Raw genomic sequence first — 25,387 nt, 5'->3', positions numbered from 1 at the left:
CCGGCGCTTTCACGCGGTGAGCTCGAGGACCGCGGCGCTGGGGCTGCGGTCACGGCGTACGACCACCTTGGTCACCCCGAATCCGCGGGCCAGGTCTCCGGCTGCGGCGGTGAGGTGGTCGAGGTACAGGCCCTGGGGGAGGCCCACTCGCAGTGCCGCGCCGCCGGTTTCGGTGGGCCAGACACCCGGATCGAGGGGGGAGGGCAGGACCCGGAGCGGGGGGAGACCCGCGGAGAGGAACGGCTGCACGGCGATGTGCAGTTCGGCCATGGCCACCTGGACGGCGGGGCGGACGGGTGGGGCGAAGCCGTTGAGGAAGGCGGTGCGGGCGGCGTCGCGGCGGGTGCGGGTCCGGGTGGCCAGGGCCAGCACTCCCGCTACGGCGCAGGCGAGGACCACGGCCGCGCCCGCGGTGCCCGCGATGTGTTTGGCGGCGTACAGGACGAACCAGGCCACGACTATGACGACGATCGTCAGGGAGACGGTCCCCGCGGGGACGCGGCGAGGGCGACGGAACAGTCCGAACGGCATGGTCAGCTCGCCGCGAAGTCGATGTGCCGGGTTCGATTGCCTGCCATGACCGCAATCATCCCACCCGGATTACCAGCCGCGCTCGGCCAGCCGGTGCGGCTCCGGGATCTCCTCGACATTGATGCCGACCATGGCCTCGCCCAGGCCGCGCGACACCTTGGCCAGCACGTCCGGGTCGTCGTAGAAGGTGGTGGCCTTGACGATGGCGGCGGCGCGCTCGGCGGGGTTGCCCGACTTGAAGATGCCCGAGCCGACGAACACGCCCTCGGCGCCCAGCTGCATCATCATGGCGGCGTCGGCCGGGGTGGCGATGCCGCCCGCGGTGAACAGCACCACCGGCAGCTTGCCGTTCTCGGCGATCTCGCGGACCAGCTCGTAGGGGGCCTGTAGCTCCTTGGCGGCCACATACAGCTCGTCCTCCGGCAGCGACTGCAACCGGCGGATCTCCTGGCGGATCTTGCGCATGTGGGTGGTGGCATTGGAGACGTCGCCGGTGCCGGCCTCGCCCTTGGAGCGAATCATGGCCGCGCCCTCGGTGATTCGGCGCAGCGCCTCGCCCAGGTTGGTGGCGCCGCACACGAACGGCACCGTGAACTGGAACTTGTCGATGTGGTGCGCGTAGTCGGCGGGGGTCAGCACCTCGGACTCGTCGATGTAGTCGACGCCGAGGCTCTGCAGGATCTGCGCCTCCACGAAGTGGCCGATGCGGGCCTTGGCCATGACCGGGATGGAGACGGCGTTGATGATGCCGTCGATCAGATCCGGGTCGCTCATGCGGGCCACGCCGCCCTGCGCGCGGATATCGGCGGGCACCCGCTCCAGCGCCATGACGGCGACCGCGCCGGCATCCTCGGCGATCTTGGCCTGCTCGGCGGTGACGACGTCCATGATCACACCACCCTTGAGCATCTCGGCCATGCCGCGCTTCACGCGAGCGGTGCCGGTCGTCGGGGTGGTTTCGGGCGTAGTCACGAGCAAACTCCTGCGGATCGGATGAATCGGGCCGTTCGTCATCGAACGACCCGATTCTAGGCGTCCGGATCAGGCCACTTGATAGCCAGTCGAGGGGCACTGGCCTGCTTCGGGGAGGAATGCTGGCAGTCGGCCCGCCATTGCCCGAACTGGCCGATGGGTGCGAGCAATCTCGCCGCTATGAGGTCCCGGCCAAAAGCATGCCGGGATCGACGAGACGAAGGCCGTGCCGGGATCGACTGGACGAAGGCCGTGCCGGGATCGACTAGGTGAAGGCCGTGTCGGGAGCGACGAGGTCAAGGCATCGTCAGAGCGGGTCGATCACGAAGATCTGGGCCCAGTAGGTCGCGGCCTGCTCGCCCAGGTAGGGCAGGAGAAAGTCGTGCAGCAGATACGACATCGGGATCGTCATCGGTTACCTCACCTCCATGCGTCGGGTTTCACCCCGGGGGGCGAGTGATAAACCCGGATTCGACGATATCTGATCATGAGTCATGTCACATCCGGTTCGGGCGAAGCGCGCGGGCGGGGTCGAAACCCGATGGCGGTCAAGGTATTTCCCGGGAGCGGGCGTGATTGCCGCGGACCGGCCGGGCGATCGCCTAGGGTTTGTGAGCATGACTGATGACAGCCTGCGCTCGGTGCGGATCGAGCGGACCGAGTCGCAGCGGTACCGGGCACGCAATCCGCGGGGCGGGGAGATCGCCTTCGGCTCCGGTGACGACGCCGATTTCACCCCGGTGGAACTGCTGCTGGCGGCGCTGGGCGGGTGCACCGCCATCGATGTGGACATCGCGACCACCCGGCACGCCGAGCCGACCGAATTCACCGTCGCGGTCTCGGGCAACAAGATCGCCGACGAGCTCGGCAGCCGCCTGATCGACCTGGAGGTCCGCTTCGCGGTCACCTTCCCGGAGGGCGCGGAGGGCGACAAGGCACGCGCCATCCTGCCCCGCGCGGCCAAGGCTTCTCACGACAAGCTCTGCACCGTGAGCCGGACCATCGAGATCGGCACGCCGGTGCGATCGACCGTCGAATCCGACTAGTTGCCGAATGGTTGGCGCAGCGGAAGGCCCGCCGCCCGGTAGATCGCATCGATCACGGTCATATTCGCCACCGCCTGCTCGGCCGGGGTGAGCACCGGCTCCCCACGCAGGACGGCCGCGGCGAAGGCGTCGAGCTGGTAGGCGTAGGACGGTCGGCGCGAAAACCGTTCCACCCGGGTGCCTTCCGGGGTGCGGACGCGGACGCGGTGGAATGCCTGCGGGACAATCGGATTGAGCACCCGCACCTCGCCGCGATCGCCGATCACCCGCGCGGACATCCGGAATATGTCCGACGACCACATCGAGCAGCGCACCCGGCCGGTGGCGCCGCCCGGGAAGCGCAGCTCGGCGGTCATCGCCCGATCGGTCCGCGGGCCGCGCAGCTTCGCCTGCGCGGCAACGACTTCGGGCTCCTCGCCGGAGAAGGTGCGCACGATGTGGACCGCGTAGCAGCCCGCGTCCATCGTCGCGCCGCCGGCCAGCTCGTAGTCGTAGCGGATATCGTCGAACTTGGGCAGCGGGAAGGACAGTGCCGCCTCGACGTACGAGAGCGTGCCCAATTCCCCTGCGGCGATGATCTGTTCGACCCGCCGCGCCAGCGGATGGTAGCGGTAGTGGAACGCCTCCATCACCACCCGGTCCGATTTCGCGGCCAGGTCGGCGATCTCGCGGGCCTCGTCGGCATTCGCGGTGAACGGTTTCTCGCACAGCACATGCTTGCCCGCGTCCAGCGCCGCCCGAATCCACCGGCCGTGCAGCCCGTTGGGCAGCGGAATGTACACCGCGTCGACCGCCGGATCGGCGAGCAGCGCCTCGTAGCTGTCGTGCACCGTCGCAATGCCGTGCTTGCTCGCGAACTTCCGCGCCCGCTCCCCGTCCCGCGCCGCCACCGCCGCGACGGTGACCTCGGGATGGTCCCGGGCCGGGCGGACGAGGGCCGCCGGTGCGATACGCGCCGCGCCGAGAATTCCCATCCGAACTGGAGCGACTCCATTCATGCGCGCCACAATACGCCTAGTGTGGTCTCGTGGACTTCACCGAGATCGTGGTCGAAACCGATCGCGGGTCCTTTCCCGCGCTGACCGCCGGTACCGGCCCGATTGTGGTGTGCTGGCACGGATTTCCCGATCACCCGGCCACCTTCGGCCCGGTGGCCGAGCATCTGGTGGCCGCCGGTCGGCGGGTGATCGCCCCGTATCTGCGCGGCCACCACCCGGCCACCGCCGACGCGCTGCGCTACGCCGACGGCATCAGCTTCGCCGCCGATGCCGCCGCCGTGGCCCGCGCCCTGGACCCCGCGGGCGTGGACATGATCGGCCACGATCTCGGCGCGGGCATGGTCGCCCGAGTCGCCGCGGCCTGGCCGGAGACGCTGCGCCGCGGCGTCACGATGGCGGTGCCGCCCCCGGCCGTCCTGCGGCCGCTGTTCGCCGATCCCGCTCAGTCGCAACGGTTCTTCTACATCTGGCTGTTCCAGGTGCACGGCCTCGCGGAGACGATACTGGGCGCGAACCGCGATCTCGTCGACTACCTGTGGGCGACCTGGTCGCCGGGGCTGGACCCGGGCGAACACCGGGAGCGAGTACACGCGCTCTACGGCGATCCGGCGCTGCTGGCCAACGCCTTACGGACCTACCGCTCGATCTTCGACACCACCCTGCACGATCCCGAACTGACCCCGCTGGCCGTGAAAACCGAAGCGCCCGCACAGGTTCCGCTGCTGGCCCTGCACGGGGCCGATGACGGTGTCATACCTGCCTCCGCCTATGACGACGCCGCGGCCGGGCTGGCCGCGGGCTCGCGGGTGGAGATCGTCGCCGACGCCGGGCATTTCCTGCATCTGGAGCGGCCCGCGGAGATCGCCCGGCTGGCGCTGGCGTGGTTCGCGGGCGGCGACAACGATCGCGCGCCCGGACGATAGCCCCTACCAGCGGCCCGGATTCCATTCCGTCCGAAAGGGTTTCGGGGCGTCGCGCTGGCTACCATCGAAGTGTAGTAACCGGTTCGTACGACCTGGCCGATCGATACCCCTGCACGCCTCCTCCCGAGCGAGGTCCCCATGAACCGTCGTCTGCCCGTGGTCATCGCCTGCCTGATCCTCTCGCTGGGACCCGGGTCCGCCGTTGTCGCGGCACCCGCCTCCGGCACGCCGATCGCCCTCGGCCACACCGCCGACCCGCCCTACTGTTACGAGGAACCCTCCCAACCGCAGGCCGATATCAGCGATCTCGCCGCGAACTTCAGTGCCTCGAATTGGATGCCGACCCTGCAGGGTATGTATCAGCGGCGCTGGCCCAGCGGCCAGCAGCTGGCCATCGCGCAGGCGCAGGACCCGAATTGGAATCAATTCGTGGACACCAGCAGTTTCGACGCCTTCGCCGAGTCGATGATGGTCGCCATGCACGAGGAAACGCACATGTGGGACCTCGACGCGTCCCGCACCCAATGGGACACCTACACCGCCGCATGGATCAATGCCACCCAGCAGATCACGAATATCCCGCTGCACGACGGGTTTCCGCGCAGCGAGATCCTGCCGCTGATCGATGACGACTACAGCTCCGATATGGACAATATCTATCTGCGCGACCAGCAGCAGGGCGGCTACCACCTGCAGGGCGTGACCGCGGAACTGAACGCGGGCCTAATCGGCCTGCCCGCGGTGACCGTGCTACAGGAGTTCGTCAAGGGCATCGGGGCCAGCAATGCCCGCGATATCGCGGCGACCAACCTCCGGTATCTGCTGCTGTATCTGCGCGTGGCCAAGGCCCAGCATCCCGACTACTGGGCGCAGATTAAGAACGAGCCGACACTGCGTCAATTCGTGCTGATCGAATTCCTGCGTACCGCCTACTGGTTGGACAAATCCGCGCCCTACAGCCAGCTCGGCAGCCCGAACGCGGACAAGATCACCGAGAAGAACTACTCGCCCGAGAACATTGCCATCGTCGAGGAGTTCACCGGGCAGAAGGTACGGGTGGACTCGCAGCGCAACTGCACGGCCTGACGAGAGTCAGCGCACCGGTTTGTGGAAGATGAGGAAATCGCACGGGGTGGCCAGCAGCGGCACCAGGTGCGGGTAGTCCTCCTCCAACTCGCCCTTGCGCTCGAGGACATACCCGAGCCGCAGATACCAGCCGCGCAGGAACTCCTTCACCGGATGCGCCCAGCCGCGCGGCACCAGGAGCTCCAGCTGCACCGTCCGCGCACCCTGCTCGACACAGTGCCGCTCGGCGAAATCGACCAGGGCCCGGCCGATTCCGGTGCCGCGCTGCTCGGGCGCGCACACCAGCATGCCGAATTCGCCGATGCCGTCGGCCAACTGCTGTATGCGGGCGGCGCCGATGATCCGGTCGTCATCGTCGCGGGCGACGGCGACGGTACCGGCCGCGATCATGCCCGCCAGCTCGGATGTCGTTGTGCGGCTGGCGCCGTCGCGCCACAGGCCCTCCTCGGCCACCTCGTACACCCGGTTCACCAGGTCGGTCAGCTCCGCGACCAGCGCGGTATCACCCGCCGCCGCCGGCGGCAGCATCTCGATGGACACCATCGACACTCCTTCTCCGATCGTGATGCTTCTCGCATCCCACCCCGCGCCCATGATCACATCCATGTATACCCGTGGCACATGCGGTGGTGCGTGGGATGCATTTCCCGCGGCAACGAGTTGTTCGTACCGTGAGGGTGACACCCCTACCGACCAGCCCCGCAGTGAGGATTGCCATGCCCAATCGCTACCCCGAGATCGCCTTCGGCCCGGCCGCGCGGGAACGGCAGCGGCGCGCGGGCAGCTACCGGGACTACGGCGCCCGGCTGGAGACCGGCGGCGGGGACGATCGCGATCCGGTGCTCGACACCCGGCGCGCGGCGTTCGTGCGGGAGTCCGACTCCTTCTTCCTGGCGACCGTCACTCCCGGCGGGTGGCCCTACATCCAGCATCGGGGCGGCCCGCAGGGCTTTGTGCACGTCCTGGATTCGGGCACCCTCGGATTCGCCGATTTCTCCGGCAATCAGCAGTACGTCACCGCGGGCAATCTCGAGGCCGACGACCGGGTGGCCCTGTTCTTCGTGAATTATCCGCTGCGGCAACGGCTCAAGCTGTTCGGCCGGGCGCGGACGGTGGAGCGCGACCAGGACCCGGACCTGCTCGCGCGGCTGCTGACCGTCGGCACGTCCACCATCCGCGGCGCCGTCGAACGCTCCATCGTCATCACCGTCGAGGGCTACGACTGGAATTGCAGCCGCCACATTCACCCGCGCTACGACAAGAAGCGCCTCGACGAGGCCCTCGCCCTCGAACGCGCCGACGCCGCCCGCCTCACCGAGACCATCGAGGTCCTGCGCGCCGAAAACGAGGCGCTGCGCGCACAATTGGCCGCGGCCACCGAAAATCGCGTGACGACCTGACCCGGCCCGGCTATTCTCGCCACACGCGGCGCCGACGAGCGTGACGACCTCCGAGCCGCGTCGGCCGGTCACCGGACACGACCGCATGAGGCGGCAGATCCTGCTGCGAAGGTGTGGTGGCACCGCGACCGACCCGATCGCCCGCACCTCCTCGGGGAACGACTCCAGGAGGTGAGAAGGCGTTGCGCACACTGTGTTCCGACCTACCCGCGGCGACCGGCAGGGTCGCCCTCGAAGGCTGGATTCATCGGCGGCGCAGGCTCGCGGCCGTCACGTTCGTCGTGCTGCGCGACCGATCCGGTCTGGCGCAAGCCGTGGTGACCGATCCGGTTGCCCGCGACCAGGTCTCGGAACTGCCGGAAGAAACCGCGGTCCGTATCACGGGAATCGCGACCGCCAATGCGAAGGCGCCGGGTGGGGTGGAACTCACCGAGCCCGCGATCGAACCGCTCGGCGCACCGGCGCAGCCCCCGCCGGTGGAGCTGTGGCGGCCGACCCTGGCCGCCGGACTGCCGACACTGCTCGACCACGCCGCCGTGACCTGGCGGCATCCCGCCCGGCAGGCCGTGTGGCGGCTCGCCGCGGCCTCGCTGGCTGGGTTCCGCTCGCATCTCGACGGTGCGGGATTCACCGAGATCGCGACGCCGAAGATCGTCGGCGGGTCCACCGAATCGGGTGCGACCGTGTTCGCGCTGGACTACTTCGGCGATACCGCCTATCTCGCGCAGTCGCCGCAGCTGTACAAGCAGATGCTCACCGGGGTGTTCGAGCGAGTGTACGAGGTGGGTCCGGTGTTCCGCGCCGAACCGCACGACACCGCACGCCATCTCGCGCAGTACACCTCCCTCGACGCCGAACTCGGATTCATCGCCGACCATCGCGACGTGCTGGGCGTGCTGCGGGACACGCTCGCCGCCATGCTCGACCGCATCCGCGAAAGCTGCGGTGCGGCACTGGAATTGCTCGATATCGCGCTGCCCGTCGTGCCCGAGCGGATACCGGTGGTGCATTTCCGCCGCGCCCTCGAACTCGTCGGCGCCGCACCGGAGGAACCCGATCTCGCCCCCGAACACGAACGTGCCCTGGGCCGCTGGGCCGAGGCCACGTTCGGCTCGGAATTCCTTGCGGTGGAGGGGTATCCGTCCGCCAAGCGGCCCTTCTACACCCATCCGCAGCCCGGCGACCCACGCTGGACCAACTCCTTCGACCTGCTGTTCCGCGGCCTGGAACTGGTCACCGGCGGGCAGCGCCTGCACCGGCATGCCGACTACCTGGCGGCGCTCACCGCGCGCGAGGACGATCCGGCCGACTACGGGCCGTATCTCGCGGCGATGGCGCACGGGATGCCGCCGCACGGCGGATTCGCCATCGGGCTGGAGCGCTGGGTGGCCCGACTGCTCGGGGCCGACAACATTCGCTGCGCGGCGCTGTTCCCGCGGGATGTGCACCGGTTGCGGCCGTAGCGGCCCTCGGACGCTAGGTTGGACGATCGGCTGTTCAACGGAGGTGTGATGACCGATCTCGATCTCGCGGCGATCCGCTCCTTCGTCGCCACCGTCGACGAGGGGCAGTTCAGCCACGCGGCCGTCGTGCTGGGCCTCACCCAGCAGGCGGTGTCCAAGCGCATCGCCAAACTGGAGAACCAGCTCGGGGTGTCGCTGTTTCATCGGGTGCCGACCGGGGTGATCGTCACCCCGGCCGGGCGGCGGCTGCTGCCGCACGCGCGGTCGCTGCTCGCGCTGGCCGACGAGGCGATCACAACCGTGCGGGACGAGCCGCGCCCGCTGCAGGTGGCCTCGCAGGGGGCGCGGCAGGCGGAGACGCAGTCGATGCGGTTCTATCTGCAACGCCACCCCGACCGCGATGTCGAGCTGGTCATGTCGAACCTCTCGGTCACCGCGCGGGATTCGCTGGCGAGCGGCCGCGTCGATGCCGCCCTCGCCCGCGCGCACGGCGGCCCGCAGGCCATGCCCGCCGAAACCGACGCGGCCGCAGCATATCTGGAGCCGCTGCACATATTCGTCGGCAGGGACCATCCGCTGGCCGCGCACACCGTCGTCCGGCTGGCCGAGCTGACCGCCTACCCGGCGTGGGTGCCCGGCGCGTGCGTCCCCTCCGAATGGGCCGACTACTACCGCTGCCTGAGCGAATTCAGCGGTATCACAGTCGAAACCGGCGATCGACCGGACCCGATGGAAAACATTATGGAGACCCTCGTCGCCTCCCGCAGCTACTACACCTTCAGCGGCGAAGGCTATCTCGCCCCCTGGCACCCCCATATCCGCCGCATCCCCGTCGTCGACCCCACCCCCGCCTACCCCCACGCCCTCCTCTGGTCCACCGCCAACCCCCACCCCGGCCTCCCACATCTCATCGATTACGTTCGCGCCCACTACAATCGGGATATCGCCGTCGACCACTGGTTCCCGGACGTCGACCGCCCCTTGTTCGGCTGCTGACCGTTACCCGAGGTCATCCGGCGGGGGCGGACCGAGGACCCGGGTCAGGTGGTGGTCCATGAGGGCGCGGGCCTGCTCGGATGTGGTTTGGCCGCAGGCGATTTCGATGGCCAGGCCGTTGGCCAGGGACCAGACGATGTGTGCCTCGTGCTCGGCATCGGTGGCGGAGCGGGCGGGGTGGGCATCGCGGACGACCTGCGCGGTCAGTGTCCGCAGTATGCGATCGTCGGCGAACAGCAGTTCGGAGATCGCCGGATCGTCCAGGGCGCGACCGAGATAGGCGACGGAGACGCGGACCGCCTGGCGGGTGTCGGGGTCGTCGCCGAACAGTTCGTCGAGGGCCGCGTACAGAATGTCCCTGCCGCGCACCGTCTTTCGGGATGCCAGGCGTTGCTCGATGCGCTGATCCATGCGTTGCGACGCCAGGTGCAGGCCGTAGCGCAGCATGTCGTCCTTGGTATCGAAATAATGCTGCACCCGGCCCATGGAGATCCCGGCCTCGGCGGCGACCTCGCGCAGGCTCACCGACTCCAGCCCGGAGCGGGCGGCGAGCCGCCAGACCGCCGCGGCGATATCGGCCTTCTGCCGCTCCTGCTGGGCGATGTCGACTGTCCGAGCCATCCGCCGAGCGTAACCCGGCAATGCGGGCGCATTGACAATCGACCCCGCCGGTTTTTACGATGCGAGCGCATTGTCAATTCGTTCGGGGAGGGGTGGGCGTGGCGCCGGTGTTCGGGTTGTTCCTGCTCGCTCCGTTCGTGGGGGAGTTCCTGCTCGGCAATATCACGATCGCGGCGCTGCCGCTCGGTATCCTGCTCGCGCCGCTGTACGGGTGCGGGGCGATTCTGGTGCGGGAATCGGGTCGGCGCAGCGGCGGTGGGTGGCCGACCATGCTGCTGCTCGCGGCCGCGTACGCGTTGATCGAGGAGGGGCCGGTCGACCAATTGCTGTGGAACAGTGCGTATGCGGGCCAGGATCAGGTGCACACCGCGTCCTACGTCCCGGTGCTCGGCACCAGCGTGGCGTTGATCCAGTCGGTGCTGGCGCTGCACACGGTGTGGAGCATCGCGGTGCCGATCGCGCTGGTGGAGACGCTGACGCCCGCCCGGCGGACCACCCCGTGGCTGGGCCGCACGGGACTGATCGCGGTCGCGGTCGGGTACGTGGCGGGTGCGGTGTTCGTCTGGTACGGCAACTACACCGAGGAGCACTTCGTCGCGCCGCCGCTGCGACTCGTCCAGGTCGGCGTGGTCATAGCCGGACTTGTCGTGGCGGCCTTCGCCATTCGCGCGCATCGACTGCCGCGGCTGGCCGGGAAGGCCCCGGGTCCGGGGGTCGTCGGGGCGGCCTCGCTGGTCGCCACCAGCGCCTACTGGGGGCCGTCGGTGCTGGTCACGGCCGCCTGGTACGAGTGGGTCGGGGTGATCGTGTGGTTGCTGGTCGCGGGCGGCGGGGCGATCGTGGTGTCGCGCTGGTCCCGCCGCGAGGGGTGGGACCAGCGGCACCGATTCGCCCTGGCGGCCGGTGCGGTGCTGACCTACGTGTGGGCCGCCTTCCCGCTGCGGCCGGAGCAACCCGGGGATCCGACCGTCGACCTGATCGGCAATGCGGTGTTCGGCGCGGTGGGAATCGTGCTGCTGGTGTCGGCCGCCCGGGCTGCGCGCCGGGATGACGAGCTGGGCTGCCGCCGACGTGGTCAGGTGCGCTAGGCGTTTCGCACCGCCGGGCGATCCGGATGATCCCAAGCGACGAGCACATCGGGGTCCTCGGCCTGGTCTCGGCCGTGCCGCAGGAGGGCATCGATGACGAAGGGTTCCTCGCCCGCTCGCCGTAATGCGCCCTCCGACAGATGCAGTTCGACGGTGAGGTCGAAGTCGAGCCCGCGGCCCAGGAGCATGGGACCGGCCACGATCACCACCGTGTCGGCGACGGCGGAACGCCGTGTGGCGCGGGCGGATCGGTCGGCGCGCTCGTCCCACAGGGCGGGCAGCCAGCGGCCGTGCTCGCGCAAGCCCTGGAGCACTTCGCGTTTCACCGCCGCGTAGTCGAACCAGGCGGTGCGATAGGACATTTCGTCGCGACCGAACTCCAGCCGCAGCGATGCGGGCCGCACATAGTCGTGCAGCGACACCACCTCGCAGGGGCGGCCCAAGGCGCGCACCCGGTCGGCCACCGCACGGGCGAAGGCGACCGGATCGGCCGCGTCCGCGCCGTCGACCGCCGCCACGGCCCGCCCGCGCAACCCGCGCACCCGCTCGGCGATGGTTTCGGTGAGCGTCGCGGCGGAAACGGGCGTGAATGCAGGCACCCGACCATCATCTACTAGCCTGAGCTGGACGATTGCAGGAAGGACGGTTCATGGCGACCATCGAAGAGGCCCTCGAGATCGAACGGCTCGAGCGGGACATCTTCCGCGGCGCGTCCACCAAGACCCAGCTGCCGCGCACGTTCGGCGGTCAGGTCGCCGGGCAGGCGCTGGTGTCGGCGGTGCGGACCGTGGAGCCGCGGTTTCAGGTGCACTCCCTGCACGGGTACTTCCTGCGGTCGGGCAATCCGTCGCAGCCGACCGTCTACCTGGTCGAGCGCATTCGCGACGGCCGCTCCTTCTGCACCCGCCGGGTCACCGGAGTGCAGGACGGGCAGGCCATCTTCACCATGTCGGCCTCCTTCCACATCGGCGACATCGGCCCCGAACACCAGGACCGGATGCCGAATGTGCCGCCGCCGTATGATCTTCCGGACGCCGCCACCACCCTCAGCCCCGAACGGCTGTGGGCCATGCGGGAATGGGAGCACTGGGACATCCGTACCATTCCGCAGGATCAGGTGGCCCGCCTCGAGGGCCTGGCCTCCCAGCAGCAGGTCTGGTTCCGCTACCGGCACCCGCTGCCCGACGACCCGCTGTTCCACGTCTGCACCCTCGCCTACATGAGCGATATGACCCTGCTCGGCTCGTCCAAGGTCACCCACCCCGACGACCACACCCAGAACGCCTCCCTCGACCACGCCATGTGGTTCCTGCGCCCCTTCCGCGCCGACGAATGGCTGCTCTACGACCAGAATTCGCCATCGGCAGGCTTCGGCCGGGCCCTCACCGGCGGCCGAATCTTCAACGAGCGGGGCGAAATGGTGGCGTCGGTCATGCAGGAAGGACTGGCCCGCACCTTACGAGACACGCCGTAATCCTTCAGGCGTCGGCCGGGTGTAGCGCGCCAGGGTGAACGCGCGGAAGCGTTGCCGGTTTCGCGAGCTTGGGGCCGGTAATGTCGCGTCGGTGAGCGAGTGGTTGCGCCGGAAGTTCCACCGGGTCGGCCGATTCGACCGGGCCCTCACCGCATCGGTGGCTCGGCTGCCCGCGTCGGGGATCGATCGCGGCATGCGGGGGGTGACGCGGTCCGCCGATCACGGCGGGCTGTGGTTGGCGGTGGCCGCGGTGCTCGCGAGCCGGGAGGGCGCGCCCCGGCGGGCCGCCGCGCGCGGGATCGTGGCGCTGGGCGCGGCCAGTTTCGTCGCCAATGTGGTGCTGAAGTCGCTCGTCGCGCGCCGCCGCCCGGCCGCGGAACTGCTTCCGCCGCAGCGTCGATTGATGCGGCGACCGACCTCCTCGTCGTTCCCGTCCGGGCACAGCGCCTCGGCGATCGCCTTCACCGCGGCGGTAGCGCTGGAAAGCCCGCGCGCCGCCCTGGCGGTCCTCCCACTCGCCGCAACCGTCGCCTATTCACGCGTACACACCGGAGTGCACTGGGGCTCAGACGTTCTCGCCGGTGCCGCGGTCGGCGCGGGGGTGGCCTATGTAATACGCCGGTGGCCGGTGCCGTCCATTCCCGCCTGGAGCTGAACCTGTCGGCAGCGGCCCTACTCGTGATCCCGGCGTGCTTTTGGCCGGGATCTCCCGCAGCAGAGTGGATTCCGACCAAAAGCAGGCCGGAATCGCGAGGGGTAGGTCGGAATGGCGAGGGGTAGGCCGGAATCGCGAGGGGCAGGCCGGAATCGCGAGGGGCAGGCCGGAATCGCGAGGGGCAGGCCGGAATCGCGAGGGGCAGGCCGGAATCATGAGGGGCAGGCCGGAATGACGAGGAGCTTTTCAGCGGTTAGGGGCGGTGTGGTTTGGTTCCCGGTTCCTGGGCGGGTTCGGACTGGGGGCTGGCCGGGACCGTGGGTGGGGGGAGTTGGTCGGTGGCGTCGGCGCGGGTGACTTCCTGGTCGACGCCCGGGAATTGGACGGGGCGGGTGCTCGGCGGCTGGTCCAGGCGTAGGGCGGAGGTGAGGTCGCCGAAGGTGTGGCGGCGCCAGTCGGAGATATTGGGTTCGCGGACGCCGGTGAACCATTCGAGCAGGCGCAGGCAGGAGGTGTGGTCGAAGCGCTCGGTGGCGACCCAGCCGCCCGCGGTCCAGGGGGAGACGATGATGCACGGCACCCGGTAGCCGCCGCCGATCGGCGCGCCCTTGACGAATTCGTGCGGCTCGCCGTCCGGCGGCAGCGGCGGGACCACATGGTCGAACAGGCCGTCGTTCTCGTCGTAGGTGACGAGGAAGACCGTCTTGGCCCACAGGTCCGGATTCGACGCGACCGCATTGATCCGATCGGCGATGAACAGCGCGCCGTCGGCGGGCCGGTAGTCGGGGTGCTCACAGGTCTTGGCGCTGGGCATGGTCCACGACACCGTGGGGAGTGTGCCTGCGCGCGCATCGTTTTCGAACTGGCCGATCGGGGACAGGGCGATGCCCCGGGTGTAGAGGCCGGAATCGTGCGGCGCCTGCCGGTACTGCCTGAACTGTTCCATCACGTTCAGGCCGTAGTCGTCGATCTCGTTGTAGATCTTCCAGTCCACCCCGGCCCTGTCCAGCCGCTCCGGGTAGGTGGTCCAGGTGTAGCCGCCCGGCGGGGCGGTATTGCGGATGATGGGGCCGCCGTGCTTACCCTCCGGATCGATGGTGCCGGTCATCCACATCATGCGGTTCGGCCAGGTGGGTCCGAGCACCGAGCAGTGGTAGGCGTCGCACACGGTGAAGGCGTCGGCGAGGGCGAAGTGGAACGGGATGTCGGCCCGCTCGTAGTAGCCCATCACGTACGGGCCGTTCTCGCCGTCCGCCTTGCGATGCGCGGGCAGCCAGCGGTCCATCTTCCCGCCGTTGAGCGCCTCGTGCTGCACCGACCAGGCGTGCGAGGTGGAGGGGATGCGCTGCACGCTGTTCTGATAGGTGTCCAGGTGGAACGGCAGCGTGTAGCCGTCGGGGTTGGCGGAGTCGGGCTGCCGGAACACCGGCGAGCCGTCGGGCAGCCGCACCGCGTCCGGATCGCCGAAGCCGCGCACCCCCGGCATGGTGCCGAAATAGTGGTCGAACGAGCGATTTTCCTGCATCAGCAGCACGATGTGCTCGATCGGCTGCGGCGCAACGGGTTCGGCGAGCACCCGCCGCACATTCGGCGGCATGGCCGCGATCGCCGCCGCCAGCGCCGCCCCGCCCAAGAGCCGCCGCCGCGTGAGACCGTTTCCGGGGGCGCGTGATTCGCTCATCGACCTTCCCTTTCGCCCGACACGTACCTTTCTCCGTTGAACCGGCGACGCTACGGCGCAATCGTGAACGGTTCGTTTCCAGACGGTGGCGTTCGGAGGTGGTTGGCGGATACAGCGCCCGACCGGTCCGGCAATGTGTCCGGACACATGGGAAAATGGTTGTGCAGCAGCCTAATTCGCGCGTCGGGAATTTCGCTCACTCAGTCGGGACAATGCCGCACCGATTAGGGGTACGGCATTGTCGCTCCGGCGTCAGGCCGCTTGAACTCGCAAGTGGCACACCACCGTATCGGGCAGCCGCCGCAGTTGACGTTCCAACTCGTCGCTGCGGTGGCTGGGCAGGACGCGGTCCCAGCCGGTGGGCGGGTCGACCTCGGCGATGAGCACCACCTTGCGGCGGCCGTCGAAGTTGTCGCGGACGAAGCGGGCCACGGGACCGCCGACCGTGCAGTCGCCCGCGTCGATCATTTCCAGCGGGACCTCGGGATGCCAGGCGGCCCATGCCTTGGTGAACAGCGTGGTGTTCTCGCCGGGCAGGCAGACGTGCACCGCGACCACGTCGTGGCCCAGCGACAGCGCCGCCGACAGCGCCTCGCGGCTCAGCTCGGACACCTCCGACACCGGCACCACGATCACCGTGCCGGTGGCCTGCGGCTGCGCGGGCACGCAGCCGATGCCGCGGCGAGTGTCGATGCGGCCGTAGGTCCGGCGGACGCGCTCCATGGCGAGCACCAGCAGCGGCAGCACCAGCACGATCAGCCACGCGCCCGCGGTGAACTTCATCGCCGTCGTCACCACCGCCGCCCCGAAGGTCAGTACCGCGCCGAAACCGTTGAGCGCCAACCGCCAGCCGCCCACCCCGGCGAGCAGCCAATGCCGCACCATGCCCACCTGGGCGATGGTGAACCCGACGAACACGCCGATCGCGAACAGCGGCACCAGCGCGTTCATATTGCCGCCGGACGCCACCAGCAGCACCGCCGCGCACACGCCCAGCGCCAGCACGCCGTAGCGATACACCTGGCGCGGGGTGGCGACGGCGAACCGGTGCGGCAGGCAGTTGTCGTCGGCAAGGATCTTGGTCAGCGTCGGCAGGCCGCCGTAGGAGGTGTTGGCGGCCAGCGCCAGCAGCGCCACCGTCGCGAATTGCACCACGTAGTAGGCGATTCCGTGCCCCAGCGCGGCCTCGGTCAGCTGCGACAGCACGGTGGTGCCGTCGATCGGGTGCACGGAGAACTTGCCGATCAGCGTGGCCAGGCCGATGAGCATGATGCCCAGCAGCACGCCCAGCGCCACCTCCGCCCGCTGCGCGCGCCGCACCTTCGGCCGCTCGAAGCTGGGCACCGCGTTCGCGATCGCCTCCACACCGGTCAGCGCCGCGCAACCACTGGAGAACGCCTTGAGCAGCAACAGGATTCCGATGGTGCGGGACTCGGTGGCCACGGCGGCACCGGTTTCCACGACCTCCGGCGCCGACCGCAGCAGCCCGGCCACGATCACCACCAGGATGCCCGCCACGAACACCACGGTCGGCGCCATGAACGCCCGCGCGCTCTCTCGGATACCGGCCAGATTCAGCGCGGTGATACCGACCAGCACCACCAGGCAGATCCACATGGTGTACGGCAGCAGCGCCGGGAACGCCGAGGTCAGCGCCGCCACACCGGCCGCGATCGACACCGCGACATTGAGCACGTAATCCACGATCAGCGAGGCCGCCGCCACCAGGCTGGTCCGCCGCCCCAGATGCTTCTTCGCCACCGCGTACGCGCCGCCGCCGTCCGGGAACGCCGCGATCACCTGCCGATAGGAGGCGATCAGCACCGCCAGCAGCACCACGATGGCCAGCGTCACCGGCAGCGTCAGCCCGAGTCCCGCGCTGCCCGCGGCCGCCAGCACCAGCACGATCGCCTCGGGCCCGTAGGCGACCGAGGCCATGGCATCCAGCGACAGACCGGCCAGGCCGGTGGAGACGGTCAGACCCCGGTGAGCTGACGGGGGTTCCTCCGGCCCGCCGGTCGCGGGCTCGATTTCTGGCAGAACGTCGGTCACTTGCGCGAGTGTTCCGCACGTTCACCCCGCTGAATCCTCTCCTTGCGAACTCTTGACGCCCGGGTGACCAGAACAACAGCGCGCACCGGGCCGGGGGAGGACGCGGCGGCCCCGCTCTTTATGCTCGTTGCGTGAGACCGACGATTGGTGTGCTGGCACTGCAGGGCGATGTGCGCGAGCACTTCTCCGCCCTGCGCGAATGCGGCGCCGACCCGGTGAGCGTGCGCCGCGAATCCGAGCTGGCGGCCGTGGACGGGTTGGTGCTGCCGGGTGGGGAATCGACCGCGATCAGCAAGTTGCTGGAGGTGTTCGGGCTGCTCGAGCCGCTGCGGCAGCGGCTGCGCGACGGCCTGCCCGCCTTCGGTTCCTGCGCCGGAATGATCCTGCTGGCCCGCGAGGTGCTCGACACCCGCCCGGACGCGCAGTCGCTGTCCGGCATCGATATGACGGTGCGCCGCAATGCCTTCGGGCGGCAGGTCGACTCGTTCGAGACCGACCTCGACCTCACCGGCCTCGACGACGGCCCGGTGCGCGCGGTGTTCATCCGCGCGCCGTGGGTGGAGCGTGTCGGGGACGGCGTCGATGTTCTCGCCCGGGTACCGTCGGGTCCGGCGGAGGGCAAGATCGTCGCGGTGCGCCAGGGAAACGTCCTGGCGACCTCGTTCCACCCGGAGGTGACCGGCGATCTGCGCGTGCACCGGATGTTCGTGGACTCGGTCCGCGAGCGCGCGGTCAGCTCCGCCCGATAGAGACCCAGGTGAGGGCTAGTAGACTGGCACAGTTGTCTGCCCGAACTCGAGCAACGGACGTGAAGGAAGTAGGGGAATGAGCGGCCACTCCAAATGGGCCACCACCAAGCACAAGAAGGCCGTGATCGATGCCAAGCGGGGCAAGATGTTTGCCAAGCTGATCAAGAACATCGAGGTCGCGGCGCGGACGGGTGGTGGTGACCCTGGAGGAAACCCGACGCTCTGGGACGCCATTCAGAAGGCGAAGAAGAACTCCGTCCCCAACGACAACATCGAGCGCGCCCGCAAGCGCGGCGGTGGTGAAGAGGCCGGCGGCGCCGACTGGCAGACGATCATGTACGAGGGCTACGGCCCCAACGGCGTCGCCGTGCTGATCGAATGCCTCACCGACAACCGCAACCGCGCCGCCGGTGAGGTGCGCGTGGCCATGACCCGCAACGGCGGCAATATGGCCGACCCGGGTTCGGTGGCGTACCTGTTCCACCGCAAGGGCATCGTGACGCTGGAGAAGAACGGCCTGTCCGAGGACGACGTGCTCACCGCGGTCCTCGACGCCGGCGCCGAGGAGGTCAACGACCTCGGCGACTCGTTCGAAATCGTCAGCGAGCCCGGCGATCTGGTCGCGGTGCGCGACGCGCTGCGGGAGGCGGGCATCGAGTACGACTCCGCCGAGTCCGGATTCCAGCCGTCGGTGAGCGTCGCGGTCGACGCCGACGGCGCGCGCAAGGTGTTCAAGCTCGTCGACGCGCTGGAGGACAGCGACGACGTGCAGAACGTGTACACCAATGTCGATGTGTCGGACGAGATTCTGGCAGAGTTGGACGCGTAGGTCCCGGCCAAAAGCATGCCGGGACCAGTGGTGGGTGTGCATGGCCCGGGACCACTGGTGCGTATGCATGCCGGGATGACGTAGTGCCTGGCACACGGGGATGACGTAGTGAAGGCCGCCCGCACCCTCGCGTGCGGGCGGCCTTCGGCGTCAGGCGGCGAGTACTGCCCGGTCACCCGCCGGTCGACGCGTTATTCAGGCGAAGCTCACGTTCGCGGCTACCGACACGGCGGACATGCCTCCGGTGGTCGAATCGCAGGTGGCCTGCGGTAAGCCGTTGAGCGAGGCGGTGATCGCGTCGCCGCTGAGCTGACCGTCGGTCACCGTCGCGGTGAACGAGGTGCCCTGTACCTGCCACGAGACGGTGCTGGTGGCGCCCGTCGACCAGGTGATCGTCCCGGTGCCGCTGCCGTTGGGCGACACGCCGCACGGGAAGATGGGATTCGAGGCCCCGGTCCCGGAACCGCTGCCGGAGAGGGGGCCGGAGGTCAGGTCGGAGTGCTGGCCGTTGGACGACGTGCATCCGCTGACATTGCCGCCGATCTGGGCGGTGGAACTACCGCCGACGACCAGCGCCGGGCTGAAGGACAGATTGAGCGTTGCCGAGCAGCTCAGATCCCCGCTGGCGGCCTGGGCGGGCGCCGCCGGTAGCGCGATCAGTGCCAGGCCGAGCGGCGCCGCCGCGGCCATGAGAGCCATGGCTCGGAAATGCCTCGATGCCATTTCGACGTACCTCCTGCTGTGTTGTTTTCCGGAGGACTCACACCACGCTCGGCGATAGAGATCCTCCGAGGGGGATCTCAAAATACAACGCTCCAACCTACCTGCGAGTAGCAAATGGAAAAGTTGTGGCCAACGCGCGCTGTGGATTTCGCGAACAGCATCCGAACTGCAAACCAAATATGTTGCTGCCCAATGCTTCACGGACACGATAATTGTGGCGCCGAGGAATAGGGGCTCGCCGTGGTCTATCGCACGGTGAGCGCCAATTTTCCTGCGGTGCGGCCGGTTTCACCCAGCGCGTGCGCCCCGGCGGGCGGGAAAGTGTCGGCGATCACCGGGCGCGGCGAGCGGATGGCGTTCTCGCCGGTGAGCGGCGGAACTCGCGGTACCGATCACGTGCGCGCCGCGGTGCTTGGCGATCTGCACCGCGAAATGGCCCACCCCGCCCGCGGCCGCGTGGATCAGAACCCGCTGTCCCGCTTGAATATTCGCGGTATCGACGAGGGCCTGCCAGGCGGTGAGGGCGGCCAGCGTGACGGCGGAGGCTTCGATATGGCTCAGGTGGCGTACTTGCGGGCGAAGGCGCGGGGTGGGGCCCGGTGCCTCTTCGGCTGCGGTGCCGTGCCCGTGGGGATTAGGAAGCACTCTGCGGGTGCGGCCTCGGGAATCGACCTGTGCCTGCACCTGATTCGCAACGATGACGGCAGCGAGGTGGCCAATGCGGCCGCCCCTTCGCCCGCCGCTTCCGCGACGAGGTCGGCACCAGACCCGGCCGCTGGCTCATCCAGCAGCGCCTGTTCCGCGCCCGAGAGTTGTTGGAGTCCACCGATCTTCCCATCGACCGCATTGCCACCGAGGTCGGCTTCGCCACGGGCGCGTCGCTGCGCCAGCACCCGTGCCGACTCGGAATCGCCGGAACGGGCTGCTACGACGGGGGCAGCGGCGGATCGGAGAGCGGGGTCATGCCCGGGAAGTCCGGGATCGGGCCGGAAAAGGGTGGCAGGGCGGCGAATCGCGGATCGATGCGCACGGTTCGGGACAGCTCGCCGAACCATCGACGGGCGCGGGTCAGAGCGTGACCGGGGAACTCCTGGTCCCACTGTGCGTCGTCGCCCACGCTGTAGGGCAGGTCGCCGCGAACGTGCGGGGCGTAGGGGTGCGGTGGGTTCATGCGGTCGATCCCCACCCTCGTTGCGATCGCGGCGTCGCGCAGACCGGCGAAATCATTGTCGGCGCACAGCACGAGCAGCGCTGCGGCACCGGTCGCCCTCGGCACGATGATCGACGCGGTGTAGATCAGGCCGCCGGGCTGATTCCAATGCCGCATCTTCTCGAACCGCAACAGCGCCGGAAGACCCGCAAAGGAGACGACATGCGCCTCGATCAAACAGCCGCTTTCGGCACTGGCTTCGGCCAGGGAGCGCCGCAGGGTCGGTAAGTCTTCCAGCGCGGCGGGAATCGTCGGGACACCAGGGGTGTACTGGCGAAGCACCCGATCACCGGTGAGCGGGTAGTCCCACACGTCCTCGTTTATCTGCCGGAACCCGCTGGTATCGAACATAATCGGCACTCGCGAAACCCTACCGGGAGCCGCCGATTGTCGGTAACGCCTGCCATCATGCACGCTATGACGTCTTCCGACCCCTTGGCCCCATTCCGGTGGCTCCACGACGGTGACTGCCTGTTGGGCGAGATCTTCACCGTGGCCTTCTTCCGCGGGCTCGACCCGTCGGAGGTGGTGCGCCGTTTCAGCCGCGGCGAGGATCACGGCCAGGAATCGGGCTTCGCCAGGCTGATGGAGCAGGCCACCGAGTTCTCCATCGAAACCGGCGGCGGATCCGGGGGAGGCGCCGTCGGTGTCGTGCAGGTCGGTGAGTGGAGCGTGGCCATCGAGCCGATCGGGTGGATGGCCACGCTCCCCGAGGTTCTGGCCGAATTGTCGCGTGATGGTGAGGTATTGGCCATCACTCGGCACGACTACGCCGAGGACAGCCTCGCGTACGCGATCGACGGCACGATTGTCACGGGCTACCACCCCTTGGACTGCCCCTACCTTCGACACGGCTCCGAGCCCGACCGGCTCAACGGGTTCATGCGGGAACTCGGCATGACGGTGGACAGGCGGGACGACGAGAACGATCGCGACGACGCGGACGACTGGGACGACGAGGACGACAGGGCCGAGAGCGACTACTTCTCTGCCCTGCCGAGTGCTTTCGCCTTGGCCGCGAAGCTCACCCAAGTGCGGTTCATCCCGGAAATCCTCGATCGCGCGATGCTCGTCGGACCCGTCGCGTACAGGTGATCGCCCAGTAGCCGCAGGTAGGTGAGGGTGGTCCCGTCGGCGGCGTGAAGACTGACTTCTCCCGAAGCGTGGTGTTCGATCGCGGGCAGACCGCGTCGGCTCGCGCCTTCGAAACCTCTTGCGGCATCGAGGAACGCGGGCCAGTCGTCGGTGCGGAGGGAGATGAATGGTTGCGCGGCATCAGGTCAGGTCCGATGATTCCCGAGTAGCGAGCCCACCACCCGCGTTCCTTTGCGGCGGTTCGCAATTGAAGAAGCTCTCGCCTCTCGTGGTCATCGAATTCCAACAGTTCCAGTAGTGTGGGGCGCGGTTGGGGGTCGTGGTGGATCGGCTGGCGGTGCGCTGCAGGCGGATACGGTGAAGTGATCGTTGTCATCGTGGGAGGGCGGCGATGGCCTGGCCGACCTGATCGAAGGTGTGGGTGGCCAGGGTGAGGGCGTCGGCGGCGATATTGCTGTTGTTGCAGAAGATGATTCCGCAGCCGGGGATGGATTCGGGGCCGTAGCCGAGGAGTAGTTGGGCGACGAGGGCGGGGTCGGTCCATTCGATGAGGTCGCCGAGGTTGCCGATGACCGGGCCGAAGGTGTCGCCGTAGCGGTAGGGGTCGTCGTAGGGCGTGGGCGGGGCGTCGGTGACCGCGGCGGTGATGCGGCGGAGCAGTTCCTTGTTGTCGGGATTGCTTTCGGCGGCCAGGCTGAGCTGGAGATTGCCGGGGTCGATGGACCGGGGGATGCCGGTGCGCACGACGACCAGGTCCAGGCTCGGGACGACGGTGATGAATTGGCCCAGGGCTCCGACGAACGAGTACAGGTCGCGGGGCGTGCCGGGGAACATGGGGTGGGCGAAGACCTTCGGTTCGGGCACCGACGCGGTCTTGTAGGTGTCGCCCGCGTTGAGCCAGAACAGGAATCCGTAACCGCCGTTGGCGGCGGTGGGTTGGACGGCCTGCCGGAGGTAATCCGCGTCGATCAGCCGCTGCCCGTTCCAGACGCCGTGTTGCAGCATGAGCTGGCCGAGCCGGGCGTCGGAGTCGGGCCGCATGGCCAGACCGCCTGCGCCGGACGGCTTTCCGCTGCGGTCGGTCAGCCAGACCCAGTAATCGCGCGGGATTCCCAAGGGGGTGAACAGGTTCGGTTGCACCCAGTCCAGGAAGTCCTGGCCGCTGGTGCGTTCGATGGTTTCCACGAGGATGTTCAGCACGGCCTGGGCGTAGTCGAAGGTGGTGCCCGGCGCGGTGACGAACGGCGCATGCAGCACCTGTTGCACCTGCTCGGTGGCCAGGCCCGCCCCGGTACCGGCCCAGGTGAACTTCAGTCCGGTGGTCTGGTTGAGCACCTGCCGGATGGTGAGGGCGGCGTGCGCGGCGTCGGCCTCGGGGAAGTAGCGGCCGATGGGGTCGTCCAGGCCGAACAGGCCGAGGGTGATCGCGCGGCCGACCGCCAGCGACAGCACGCCCTTGCTGGAACTGGCCAGCGGGGTGGGCAGCTTGTCGGCGGCTCGGGCGTCGTAATCGATTCGGTCGGCTAGACATCCGTGCCGGTAGATGCGAACCGCCCAGGCGCCCTTGGCTTTTCCGAAGTCCAGGGCGTCTCGCAGTCGTGCCGTGTCGAAGCCGAGGGCGGCCGGATCGGCGGCGGCGAACATCGCGGGGGAGTCCGGATTCGCGCAGGATGGGGATGCGGTGGCGGGCGGCGCGACGGCGGTGAGCCCCGCCGCCAGCAGTGAGACCACGACTGTCGTGGCGATCCGCCGCATCATCGGACGGTGTTCTGGATGACCCAGTCGGCCATGGCTTGGCTGCCGATTTCGGGTTTGCCGTCGTTCTGTTTCTCGGCGGCGAAGATGACGTCGAAGTGGTGGCGGTTGGGGGCGTATACGGTGTTGGTGGGTATCAGGGGTCCGCTGACGGGGAACAGGGCGGTGAGGGGGCTGAGGGCGTGGATGCCGTCGTTGATCTCGCCGACCGAGCCGAGGGTGGTGAGCATCGGCCGGTGATACACGTCCTCGCGGTGGGGGGCCTGAGCGTATTCCCACCATTTCATGTTGGCCATGAACGTATTTCCGGGGGCTTGGACGTAGGGGAAGTACATCTCGATGTAGTTGCCGGGCCCCTCGAACCAGGTGCGGGCGAAGTCGTGCTGGTCGACGACCTGCTGGGCCTTGGTCGTGTACGGGGTGCCGTCGGCGGCGGGCAGTGGGTCCTGGTCGTAGTTGCGCCAGGTGCACAGGATGGCCGGGTCGGTCGGTGCGACTCGCCGGGCGCCGGGGGCGATCTCGTGCGAGATGAGGTCGCCCAGGTCGGGGAAATTGGCGAACTGCGGGATCTTGCGCAGCTCCTCGAGGCCGGGCAGGTGCAGGTCGGCCAGCTGGTTGGGCACGGGGAAGTCCTTGTCGGCCACCGGACATCCGCCGTAGGAGCCCATGCTGCTGCCGAGAATGGACACCGGCGACCCGGCGCTGCCCAGCAGCGCGCCGAACAGCGCGGCATTGGTGTAGCGGAAGCTACGGACATCGGGGGTGTTGGTGATCGCCTGTAAGTAGGTGCGCGAAAGGAAGATGCGCAGCGCCGCATCGACATTCGGGGTGTGCGGTATCAGCCGCAGCAGATCGGTCTCCGTATCGGGCTCGAAATACGCTGCCATGGCGGCGATTTCGATGAAGTAGTAGGTCTCCGGCGTAAGGACCAGCGCGGAATCGATGTACGGGTACAGCGACGACAGTCCGCCGGTCACCCCGGGGATGCCGCGGTTGTAGGTGTAGGCCAGTCCGGCCGCCAGCTCGACCAGGCTGCCCAGAATCGGTGTGTTGCCCATGCCCGCCGGGTCGGGAGTCACCAGCGAGTCGTCGGCGAAGAAGCCCGCGCACTGCGCGTATCCGGGACCGTCGTGTACCGCGCTGGCCCGGTCGAGGGTGAAATCCCAAGCGCTGTAGAGGCCCGCGAGCAGACCGCCGTAGGAATGGCCGCCGCAGAACACCTTTCGGCCCCGGGCCGCCGTATCGGGGATGGCCTGGGCCATGATCTGGTGCCAGTCGCGCATCTCCTGCTCCTGGCGCATGTCCCGCAGCCAGGAGGCGCTGCCGTGTGTCGAGCCCGGAACATCCCACCAGTCCAGCGTTCCCGCGTACTTCCGCCCGTCGACGGTCGCGCCGCCGAAGTAGTAGTTCAGCGCGATGTGATAGTCGTGCGCGGCCGCGGCGGCGTCGATTCCGGTGCGATCGACCAGGCAGGTCGGACGGCGCTCCATGCTCCAGAATTCGATGTGCCTGCCCTGCTCGGCCGCCTTGTGTACCACTTGGCGGGCCTTGACGTCGTAGGTGCTCGCCCCGCCCTGCAATCCGGCCTCCGCGGTCACGACGGCGTCCGCGTCGCGCGAGTCGGCGGGGCCGTTCTTGTCCCGGTAGCGCAGATAGTGGATCCAGTCGCAGGCCGGGGGATGGGGTGCGAAACCGGTCGTCAGCGGGGAATACACACTGACCCAGGAGATTTCGACCGACGGATCCGGCGCGAGCGAGTGCACGATCTCTTCGGTGCGGGTGTTGTAGACCGGCTCGGCCCGGGTGGCCGGCGCGACCACGACGGTCGCGACGACGGCCGTGACCACGGCACATCCGCCGACCGCTGCCGCTCGCATCGTGTCCCGCATCGATCGCGACGGTATTGCCGCCGGGGCGGTCGGCCGAGGCGCCGCGCCGGAGGAACGGCGAGCTGGTGTACGTCGTGCCATGGTTCGTGTCCTTTGCGCCGGCCGAGGGGCCGCCCGACTCGGCTCGGCGTCGCGCTTCGCGCGTCTTCGG

25 protein-coding genes and 1 pseudogene are annotated in these 25,387 nt (G+C 68.7%); 13 read left to right on the top strand and 13 right to left on the bottom strand.

Annotated elements, in window-relative coordinates:
• Positions 1 to 9: 9 nt before the first annotated feature.
• Positions 10 to 531: a hypothetical protein gene (locus HPY32_RS39005; RefSeq protein WP_067587959.1), complete on the bottom strand. Its 522-nt coding sequence runs from the start codon at positions 529 to 531 to the stop codon at positions 10 to 12.
• A gap of 69 nt (positions 532 to 600) precedes the next feature.
• Positions 601 to 1,503: a pyridoxal 5'-phosphate synthase lyase subunit PdxS gene (pdxS, locus tag HPY32_RS39000; RefSeq protein WP_067595794.1), complete on the bottom strand. Its 903-nt coding sequence runs from the start codon at positions 1,501 to 1,503 to the stop codon at positions 601 to 603.
• 617 nt (positions 1,504 to 2,120) lie between these two features.
• Here pdxS and HPY32_RS38995 point away from each other — a divergent pair.
• Entirely contained in the window at positions 2,121 to 2,549 is a 429-nt protein-coding gene (locus HPY32_RS38995; protein WP_067587963.1) for an OsmC family protein, read from the top strand.
• On the opposite strand, the gene HPY32_RS38990 is transcribed toward HPY32_RS38995, so the two are convergent.
• A complete protein-coding gene (locus HPY32_RS38990; protein ID WP_067595796.1) occupies positions 2,546 to 3,547 on the bottom strand; it encodes a Gfo/Idh/MocA family protein in 1,002 nt (333 codons plus the stop codon). The two genes, HPY32_RS38995 and HPY32_RS38990, sit on opposite strands and share 4 nt — an antisense overlap.
• Positions 3,548 to 3,576: 29 nt before the next feature.
• On the opposite strand from HPY32_RS38990, the gene HPY32_RS38985 reads away from it, so the two are divergent.
• Both HPY32_RS38985 and HPY32_RS38980 read left to right on the top strand, forming a co-directional pair.
• Positions 3,577 to 4,470, top strand: a complete 894-nt coding sequence (locus HPY32_RS38985) for an alpha/beta fold hydrolase (RefSeq protein WP_082871358.1) — start codon at positions 3,577 to 3,579, stop codon at positions 4,468 to 4,470.
• Between the two features lie 138 nt (positions 4,471 to 4,608).
• Positions 4,609 to 5,556, top strand: a complete 948-nt coding sequence (locus HPY32_RS38980) for a hypothetical protein (protein WP_197696495.1) — start codon at positions 4,609 to 4,611, stop codon at positions 5,554 to 5,556.
• 6 nt (positions 5,557 to 5,562) lie between these two features.
• On the opposite strand, the gene HPY32_RS38975 is transcribed toward HPY32_RS38980, so the two are convergent.
• A complete protein-coding gene (locus HPY32_RS38975; protein WP_231951636.1) occupies positions 5,563 to 6,099 on the bottom strand; it encodes a GNAT family N-acetyltransferase in 537 nt (178 codons plus the stop codon).
• A 173-nt stretch (positions 6,100 to 6,272) separates the two neighbouring features.
• Here HPY32_RS38975 and HPY32_RS38970 point away from each other — a divergent pair, with 173 nt between their 5' ends.
• The 3 genes from HPY32_RS38970 (at position 6,273) to HPY32_RS38960 (ending at position 9,415) form a co-directional block, all read left to right on the top strand.
• A complete protein-coding gene (locus HPY32_RS38970; protein ID WP_067587966.1) occupies positions 6,273 to 6,956 on the top strand; it encodes a pyridoxamine 5'-phosphate oxidase family protein in 684 nt (227 codons plus the stop codon).
• Positions 6,957 to 7,138: 182 nt separating this feature from the next.
• On the top strand, positions 7,139 to 8,419 hold the full coding sequence (gene aspS / locus HPY32_RS38965; RefSeq protein WP_067587969.1) for an aspartate--tRNA(Asn) ligase: 1,281 nt from the start codon (positions 7,139 to 7,141) through the stop codon (positions 8,417 to 8,419).
• A gap of 48 nt (positions 8,420 to 8,467) precedes the next feature.
• Positions 8,468 to 9,415 (top strand): LysR family transcriptional regulator, encoded by a 948-nt coding sequence (locus HPY32_RS38960; protein ID WP_171983269.1) that lies wholly within the window; start codon positions 8,468 to 8,470, stop codon positions 9,413 to 9,415.
• A gap of 3 nt (positions 9,416 to 9,418) precedes the next feature.
• Here HPY32_RS38960 and HPY32_RS38955 read toward each other — a convergent pair whose 3' ends face one another.
• The gene (locus tag HPY32_RS38955; protein WP_067587972.1) at positions 9,419 to 10,036 is read right to left on the bottom strand and encodes a TetR/AcrR family transcriptional regulator; all 618 of its coding nucleotides are present in this window, start codon (positions 10,034 to 10,036) and stop codon (positions 9,419 to 9,421) included.
• 98 nt (positions 10,037 to 10,134) lie between these two features.
• Between HPY32_RS38955 and HPY32_RS38950 the strand changes: the two genes are divergently transcribed.
• On the top strand, positions 10,135 to 11,124 hold the full coding sequence (locus HPY32_RS38950; RefSeq protein ID WP_197696496.1) for a hypothetical protein: 990 nt from the start codon (positions 10,135 to 10,137) through the stop codon (positions 11,122 to 11,124).
• Here the strand turns inward: HPY32_RS38950 and HPY32_RS38945 are convergent.
• Complete coding sequence (locus HPY32_RS38945) at positions 11,121 to 11,723, bottom strand: nucleoside/nucleotide kinase family protein (RefSeq protein ID WP_067587978.1); 603 nt, start codon at positions 11,721 to 11,723, stop codon at positions 11,121 to 11,123. The genes HPY32_RS38950 and HPY32_RS38945 overlap by 4 nt on opposite strands.
• A gap of 50 nt (positions 11,724 to 11,773) precedes the next feature.
• On the opposite strand from HPY32_RS38945, the gene HPY32_RS38940 reads away from it, so the two are divergent.
• Positions 11,774 to 12,598, top strand: a complete 825-nt coding sequence (locus HPY32_RS38940; protein WP_067587981.1) for an acyl-CoA thioesterase — start codon at positions 11,774 to 11,776, stop codon at positions 12,596 to 12,598.
• A 91-nt stretch (positions 12,599 to 12,689) separates the two neighbouring features.
• Positions 12,690 to 13,253, top strand: coding sequence for a phosphatase PAP2 family protein (locus HPY32_RS38935; RefSeq protein ID WP_067587984.1), 564 nt, complete (start codon positions 12,690 to 12,692; stop codon positions 13,251 to 13,253).
• A gap of 253 nt (positions 13,254 to 13,506) precedes the next feature.
• Here HPY32_RS38935 and HPY32_RS38930 read toward each other — a convergent pair whose 3' ends face one another.
• The gene (locus HPY32_RS38930) at positions 13,507 to 14,934 is read right to left on the bottom strand and encodes an alkaline phosphatase family protein (protein ID WP_067587986.1); all 1,428 of its coding nucleotides are present in this window, start codon (positions 14,932 to 14,934) and stop codon (positions 13,507 to 13,509) included.
• 252 nt (positions 14,935 to 15,186) lie between these two features.
• The gene (locus tag HPY32_RS38925; RefSeq protein ID WP_156674836.1) at positions 15,187 to 16,872 is read right to left on the bottom strand and encodes an APC family permease; all 1,686 of its coding nucleotides are present in this window, start codon (positions 16,870 to 16,872) and stop codon (positions 15,187 to 15,189) included.
• 245 nt (positions 16,873 to 17,117) lie between these two features.
• Between HPY32_RS38925 and pdxT the strand changes: the two genes are divergently transcribed.
• Together pdxT and HPY32_RS38915 are read left to right on the top strand one after the other, a co-directional pair.
• Complete coding sequence (gene pdxT / locus HPY32_RS38920) at positions 17,118 to 17,735, top strand: pyridoxal 5'-phosphate synthase glutaminase subunit PdxT (protein WP_067587988.1); 618 nt, start codon at positions 17,118 to 17,120, stop codon at positions 17,733 to 17,735.
• A 76-nt stretch (positions 17,736 to 17,811) separates the two neighbouring features.
• Complete coding sequence (locus tag HPY32_RS38915; protein ID WP_067587990.1) at positions 17,812 to 18,564, top strand: YebC/PmpR family DNA-binding transcriptional regulator; 753 nt, start codon at positions 17,812 to 17,814, stop codon at positions 18,562 to 18,564.
• Between the two features lie 195 nt (positions 18,565 to 18,759).
• Here the strand turns inward: HPY32_RS38915 and HPY32_RS38910 are convergent, their stop codons facing one another.
• Both HPY32_RS38910 and HPY32_RS46670 read right to left on the bottom strand, forming a co-directional pair.
• On the bottom strand, positions 18,760 to 19,287 hold the full coding sequence (locus tag HPY32_RS38910) for a hypothetical protein (protein ID WP_156674448.1): 528 nt from the start codon (positions 19,285 to 19,287) through the stop codon (positions 18,760 to 18,762).
• Positions 19,288 to 19,575: 288 nt separating this feature from the next.
• Positions 19,576 to 19,932, bottom strand: a complete 357-nt coding sequence (locus tag HPY32_RS46670; RefSeq protein WP_067587996.1) for an MDR/zinc-dependent alcohol dehydrogenase-like family protein — start codon at positions 19,930 to 19,932, stop codon at positions 19,576 to 19,578.
• Between HPY32_RS46670 and HPY32_RS45330 the strand changes: the two are divergent.
• Positions 19,933 to 20,180: pseudogene (locus tag HPY32_RS45330) on the top strand (helix-turn-helix domain-containing protein); the annotation flags it as partial.
• Positions 20,181 to 20,212: 32 nt separating this feature from the next.
• On the opposite strand, the gene HPY32_RS45325 reads toward HPY32_RS45330, so the two are convergent.
• On the bottom strand, positions 20,213 to 20,857 hold the full coding sequence (locus HPY32_RS45325; RefSeq protein WP_231951637.1) for a hypothetical protein: 645 nt from the start codon (positions 20,855 to 20,857) through the stop codon (positions 20,213 to 20,215).
• A gap of 57 nt (positions 20,858 to 20,914) precedes the next feature.
• Between HPY32_RS45325 and HPY32_RS38895 the strand changes: the two genes are divergently transcribed.
• Positions 20,915 to 21,592: a DUF6461 domain-containing protein gene (locus HPY32_RS38895; protein WP_171983268.1), complete on the top strand. Its 678-nt coding sequence runs from the start codon at positions 20,915 to 20,917 to the stop codon at positions 21,590 to 21,592.
• Between the two features lie 372 nt (positions 21,593 to 21,964).
• Here the strand turns inward: HPY32_RS38895 and HPY32_RS38890 are convergent, their stop codons facing one another.
• Together HPY32_RS38890 and HPY32_RS38885 are read right to left on the bottom strand one after the other, a co-directional pair.
• Positions 21,965 to 23,350, bottom strand: a complete 1,386-nt coding sequence (locus HPY32_RS38890; RefSeq protein ID WP_082871362.1) for a serine hydrolase domain-containing protein — start codon at positions 23,348 to 23,350, stop codon at positions 21,965 to 21,967.
• On the bottom strand, positions 23,347 to 25,236 hold the full coding sequence (locus HPY32_RS38885; protein ID WP_156674449.1) for a hypothetical protein: 1,890 nt from the start codon (positions 25,234 to 25,236) through the stop codon (positions 23,347 to 23,349). The genes HPY32_RS38890 and HPY32_RS38885 overlap by 4 nt, the downstream gene beginning before the upstream one ends.
• Between the last annotated feature and the right edge of the window lie 151 nt (positions 25,237 to 25,387).

The sequence above is a fragment of the Nocardia terpenica genome (genome assembly GCF_013186535.1).
GTDB lineage: Bacteria > Actinomycetota > Actinomycetes > Mycobacteriales > Mycobacteriaceae > Nocardia > Nocardia terpenica.
The sequence above is the reverse complement of the archived record's forward strand: the minus strand, read 5'-3'. Positions and strand labels throughout refer to the sequence as shown.

What these genes read in the sequence shown, in the direction of transcription:
- HPY32_RS38930 (WP_067587986.1), bottom strand. Translation starts at nt 14,934, where the DNA reads ATGAGCGAATCACGCGCCCCCGGAAACGGTCTCACGCGGCGGCGGCTC.
- HPY32_RS39005 (WP_067587959.1), bottom strand. Translation starts at nt 531, where the DNA reads ATGCCGTTCGGACTGTTCCGTCGCCCTCGCCGCGTCCCCGCGGGGACC.
- HPY32_RS38975 (WP_231951636.1), bottom strand. Translation starts at nt 6,099, where the DNA reads ATGGTGTCCATCGAGATGCTGCCGCCGGCGGCGGCGGGTGATACCGCG.
- HPY32_RS38940 (WP_067587981.1), top strand. Translation starts at nt 11,774, where the DNA reads ATGGCGACCATCGAAGAGGCCCTCGAGATCGAACGGCTCGAGCGGGAC.
- HPY32_RS38980 (WP_197696495.1), top strand. Translation starts at nt 4,609, where the DNA reads ATGAACCGTCGTCTGCCCGTGGTCATCGCCTGCCTGATCCTCTCGCTG.
- HPY32_RS38925 (WP_156674836.1), bottom strand. Translation starts at nt 16,872, where the DNA reads ATGGCCTCGGTCGCCTACGGGCCCGAGGCGATCGTGCTGGTGCTGGCG.
- HPY32_RS38885 (WP_156674449.1), bottom strand. Translation starts at nt 25,236, where the DNA reads ATGCGGGACACGATGCGAGCGGCAGCGGTCGGCGGATGTGCCGTGGTC.
- HPY32_RS38890 (WP_082871362.1), bottom strand. Translation starts at nt 23,350, where the DNA reads ATGATGCGGCGGATCGCCACGACAGTCGTGGTCTCACTGCTGGCGGCG.
- HPY32_RS38995 (WP_067587963.1), top strand. Translation starts at nt 2,121, where the DNA reads ATGACTGATGACAGCCTGCGCTCGGTGCGGATCGAGCGGACCGAGTCG.
- HPY32_RS38990 (WP_067595796.1), bottom strand. Translation starts at nt 3,547, where the DNA reads ATGAATGGAGTCGCTCCAGTTCGGATGGGAATTCTCGGCGCGGCGCGT.
- HPY32_RS38915 (WP_067587990.1), top strand. Translation starts at nt 17,812, where the DNA reads ATGAGCGGCCACTCCAAATGGGCCACCACCAAGCACAAGAAGGCCGTG.
- HPY32_RS38960 (WP_171983269.1), top strand. Translation starts at nt 8,468, where the DNA reads ATGACCGATCTCGATCTCGCGGCGATCCGCTCCTTCGTCGCCACCGTC.
- HPY32_RS38910 (WP_156674448.1), bottom strand. Translation starts at nt 19,287, where the DNA reads ATGGCATCGAGGCATTTCCGAGCCATGGCTCTCATGGCCGCGGCGGCG.
- HPY32_RS38970 (WP_067587966.1), top strand. Translation starts at nt 6,273, where the DNA reads ATGCCCAATCGCTACCCCGAGATCGCCTTCGGCCCGGCCGCGCGGGAA.
- HPY32_RS38955 (WP_067587972.1), bottom strand. Translation starts at nt 10,036, where the DNA reads ATGGCTCGGACAGTCGACATCGCCCAGCAGGAGCGGCAGAAGGCCGAT.
- HPY32_RS38895 (WP_171983268.1), top strand. Translation starts at nt 20,915, where the DNA reads ATGACGTCTTCCGACCCCTTGGCCCCATTCCGGTGGCTCCACGACGGT.